At 74.9% G+C, this 3319-nt stretch carries 4 protein-coding genes; 1 reads left to right on the top strand and 3 read right to left on the bottom strand.

Going from position 1 to position 3319, the window contains the following annotated elements; genetic code table 11:
• On the bottom strand, positions 1-1227 hold a 1227-nt coding region (locus ACFV4N_RS41690), incomplete at its 3' end, for an MFS transporter (RefSeq protein ID WP_499678218.1).
• A 78-nt stretch (positions 1228-1305) separates the two neighbouring features.
• Here ACFV4N_RS41690 and ACFV4N_RS41685 point away from each other — a divergent pair.
• A complete protein-coding gene (locus ACFV4N_RS41685; RefSeq protein WP_499678217.1) occupies positions 1306-1659 on the top strand; it encodes a hypothetical protein in 354 nt (117 codons plus the stop codon).
• Here ACFV4N_RS41685 and ACFV4N_RS41680 read toward each other — a convergent pair.
• Positions 1649-2527, bottom strand: a complete 879-nt coding sequence (locus tag ACFV4N_RS41680) for an isocitrate lyase/PEP mutase family protein (protein ID WP_499678216.1) — start codon at positions 2525-2527, stop codon at positions 1649-1651. The two genes, ACFV4N_RS41685 and ACFV4N_RS41680, sit on opposite strands and share 11 nt — an antisense overlap.
• 81 nt (positions 2528-2608) lie before the next feature.
• On the bottom strand, positions 2609-3319 hold a 711-nt coding region (locus tag ACFV4N_RS41675; RefSeq protein WP_499678215.1), incomplete at its 5' end, for an arginase family protein.

Genomic DNA, 3319 nt, shown 5'->3' with positions numbered 1-3319 from the left:
CTGCAACGCGCCGCCCGCCGCGCCCGCCATGGCCACCGGCACGTGCCGCAGCGTCAGCGTCGTGTTCGGCGAGATCACCCAGCCACCGCCGATGCCCGCCACCAGCAGCGCGGGCGCCACGGCCCAGCCGGCGACGTGCGCGGGGGCCAGCCGCAGCACCAGCGCGGTCACCGCCAAACCCGCCGTGACCAGGCTCAACCCGATCACGGTCACCTTGCGGCCCCACCGCTCGACCAGCCGCCCGCCGACCACCGCGGACGCCGCCGAACCGACCGCGAACGGCGTGACCGCCAACCCGGACTCCAGGGGCGTGTAGCCCAGGCCGGTCTGGAAGTACAGCGCGAACACCAGCCAGATCCCGCTGAAGCCGACGAAGTACACCATCCCCAGCAGCGCGCCGGTGCCGTAGCCCGGGGTGTCGGTGAACAGCCCGATGTTCAGCACCGGGTCGCCACCGCGCGCGGCGAGCCGGCGCTCCCAGCGCACGAACAGCGCCAGCAGCGCCGCGCCCACGGCGAACAGCCACCACAGGTCGGCCAGCCCGCCCGCCTCGGCCAGCACCAGCGGCAGCATCAGCGCCAGCACGCCGACGCCCAGCAGCACGCCGCCGACCGGGTCGAACCGCCCGCGCCGCCCGCCGGACCTGCGCGGCAGCAGGCGGGCCGCCAGCACCAGCGCCACCACGCCGATCGGCACGTTGACGTAGAAGATCCAGCGCCACCCCTCGTCCTCGCCGGCCACCGCGAGGATGAGCCCGCCGACCACCGGGCCGACCGCCGTCGAGATGCCCACGGTCGCGCCGAAGAACCCGAACGCCCGCCCCCGCTCGGCGCCCCGGAACAGCTGCTGGATCAACGCCGAGTTCTGCGGCGCCAGCGCGCCCGCCGACACACCCTGCAGCAGCCTGGCCACGACCAGCACCTCGGTGGTGGGCGCGAGCCCCGCCAGCGCGCTGAACAGCACGAAACCGCCCAGCGCGCACAGGAACATGGTGCGGCGGCCGATCGCGTCGCCGAGCCGCCCGGCGGGCACCAGGGCCAGCCCGAAGGCCAGCGCGTAGCCCGACACCACCCACTGCACCCCGGCCGGCGTGGTGCCCAGGCCGTGCTGGATGGACGGCAGCGCCACGGACACGATGCTGACGTCGAGCAGGCTCATGAAGCCCGCCACCAGGGTCACCGTCAGCGCCCGCCATCGCCGGGGGTCGGGCTCGTACGCGCTGGTCACCACCCCTTCCTACCCGTCGCCCCGATCACCCGCACGGCGGCGGGGTGTGATCGTCGCGGCAGTGGATACCCCATCGGCATGAATGCCGAGGCGAACGTGAGCGACGAGGACCTGCGCAGGTTCGTGCTGGACGGGCTGGCCGAGGACGAGCGGCGGCTGGCCCGCGAGGAACTGCCGGTGCTGGACGAGGCCGAGCGCCAGGGCAGGCTGCGGGTGCTGCGCACCGACGACGGCCAGGGCCTGGTGCTCGTGCCCGGACCCGCCCAGGCGATGACGGAACGCACCCCCGTGCCGTTCGAGGAGAAGGCGCGCTGGCTGCGCGAGGAGGTGGAGGGCACCGGCAACCACGACGTGCTGCGACTGCTGGCCGCCGCCTACGACACCCGCCACGGGTGGCAGGAGGAGTGGCGGCCGACGCCGGTCAGCGGCTGAACACGGGCACCGGGCGCGACACGGGCGACCCGCGGTCGCCCGTGTTGCGCGCCAGCAGAGCCTGCGACTCGGCCACGCCGACCGGCCCCTCGGGCAGCGCGCCGTCGCGGCGCTTCAGCTCCACCAGGGCCTCCTCGATCGCGGCGTGCGCGGCGAACAGGCACGGCGTGCTGTAGATCGCCACGTCCACCCCCAACCCCGCCAGGTCCGCCAGGTCCAGGCGCGGCGAGCGCCCGCCCGCGATCTGGTTGAACACCACCGGCTTGGCGCCCGCCGCCTCCCGCACCCCGCGGACCACCTCGACCGAGGGCACGCCGTCGACCAGCACGGCGTCCGCGTCCGCACCGGCCAGCGCGGCGGCCCGGCGCAGCATCTCCGGTTCCTCGGTGGCGTCGGTGCGGGCCACCACGAACAGGTCCGCCCGGGTGCCCAGCACGCGGTCCAGCTTCTCCAGGTACTCCGGCAGGGGCAGCACCTGCTTGCCTTCCACATGCCCGCAGCGGCGGGGCCGCCGCTGGTCCTCCAGCACCACCCCCGAGGCGCCGACCTGCTCCAGTCCGCGCACCACGTGGCAGGCGACCTCGGCGTCGACGTAGCCGTCGTCGATGTCCACCAGCAGGTGGTGGCGCGGGAACGCCAGCCGCAGCCGCTGCACGAACGCCACCACGTCCGGCCAGGCGATGAACCCGACGTCCGGCAGGCCGTAGTGGGACGCGGAGAAGCCGAAGCCGGAGACGAACAACGCGTCGTAGTGCTGCGCCGCGATCGACGCCGACAGCATGTCGTGCACGCCGATGACCGGCGTGATCCGGTTCGACGCCACCGCCCGGCGCAGCGCTTCCCCGTAACCCGTGGCCCCGTAACCCATGTCGGGCACGGTGCCGGCCGGTGGGGTCGCGGTCGAGATATCGAAAGGATGATCATCAGGCCGCGCGGGTGAGGCCCGTCGTCACAGCTCCGGCAGCAGCGCCTCGGCCGCCGCGATGGCGGCCTCCTGGTGGGGTTGGGCCTCCTGGCCGGGCAGGTGGTCGAAGTGCGCGGAGAACGGGTCGGGCAGCGGGTCGGCGACTCCGGCCAGCACCTCGATCACCGCGTGCGCGCAGAAGGGCACGTACACCGGGTCGTAGCCGCCCTCGTGCGCGAACGCGATCCGCCCGCCGCACAGCTCGGCGGCCGCGTCGACCAGCAGCCGGGCGATCTCCCGGTAGCCCGCGGCGGTGACCGCCATCCGCGCCAGCGGGTCGGTCGCGCCCGCGTCGTACCCGGCCGCCACCAGCAGCAGGTCGGGCCGGAAGCGGCGCAGCGCGGGCAGCACGACCCGCCGCACCGCGGCCAGGTAGCCGCCGTTGCCGGTGCCGGGCGGCAGCGGGAGGTTGAGCAGGGCCGGGCCGCGCTCGGTGACGTCCCCGGAGCCCGGCGGGAACACCCCGTCCTGGTGCAGGGACAGGGTCAGCGTGTCGGGGTCGTCGGCGAAGGCGGCCTGCGTGCCGTTGCCGTGGTGCACGTCCACGTCCACGACCGCGACGCGCTCGACGCCGTGGGAGCGCCGCACGGCCGACGCGGCGACGGCGACGTTGCCCAGCAGGCAGAAGCCCATGCCGGTGTCGCGCTGCGCGTGGTGCCCCGGTGGCCGCACGAGCGCGTAGGCGTTGTCCACGCG

This window comes from Actinosynnema sp. NPDC059797, assembly GCF_042732085.1.
In the GTDB taxonomy this organism is placed as follows: domain Bacteria; phylum Actinomycetota; class Actinomycetes; order Mycobacteriales; family Pseudonocardiaceae; genus Actinosynnema.
The sequence above is the reverse complement of the archived record's forward strand: the minus strand, read 5'-3'. Positions and strand labels throughout refer to the sequence as shown.

Bases quoted from the DNA above. Each gene is read 5' to 3' on its own strand.
- ACFV4N_RS41685 (WP_499678217.1), top strand. From the start codon at position 1,306: ATGAATGCCGAGGCGAACGTGAGCGACGAGGACCTGCGCAGGTTCGTG.
- ACFV4N_RS41680 (WP_499678216.1), bottom strand. From the start codon at position 2,527: ATGGGTTACGGGGCCACGGGTTACGGGGAAGCGCTGCGCCGGGCGGTG.